At 41.1% G+C, this 316-nt stretch carries 1 protein-coding gene and 1 pseudogene; both read right to left on the bottom strand.

Annotated features, from left to right (window positions below):
* Positions 1-186: pseudogene (locus AB4486_RS25070) on the bottom strand (hypothetical protein); the annotation flags it as partial.
* Between the two features lie 24 nt (positions 187-210).
* Positions 211-316 (bottom strand): YjbF family lipoprotein (locus AB4486_RS25065; protein ID WP_372119408.1); only part of this gene is annotated, 106 nt, incomplete at its 5' end.

Below are 316 nucleotides of genomic sequence, written 5' to 3'. Positions count from 1 at the left end.
TGTTTTAACCGAAGAAGCGCTGTCAGGCTTATAAAGAGAAGCAGGCGTAACAAGATCAGAAGCCGAAGAAGCGGAGCTCAAAGCAAACAAAGCGCTGATCATTAACAGAGCTCTCATCGTTAATAAAGTTCTCACCAATGGCAACCGACGTCCCGTCATTTTTGATGTATGACTCATATAATTCATCATTTTAGTTCATTACCCTGTTCGTTAATTGCTTTGATAATGCTTAAGGACGGTTAACTCAAGCCTTGTCATATCAGGGCCTAAATACTGTATGGTTTTTACCACTTTGCCTTCGCTGTCGACCCAATAT

The sequence above is a fragment of the Vibrio sp. 10N.222.55.C6 genome (assembly GCF_041473395.1).
Lineage (GTDB): Bacteria > Pseudomonadota > Gammaproteobacteria > Enterobacterales > Vibrionaceae > Vibrio > Vibrio crassostreae_C.
This window is presented reverse-complemented; position numbering and strand designations above follow the sequence as displayed.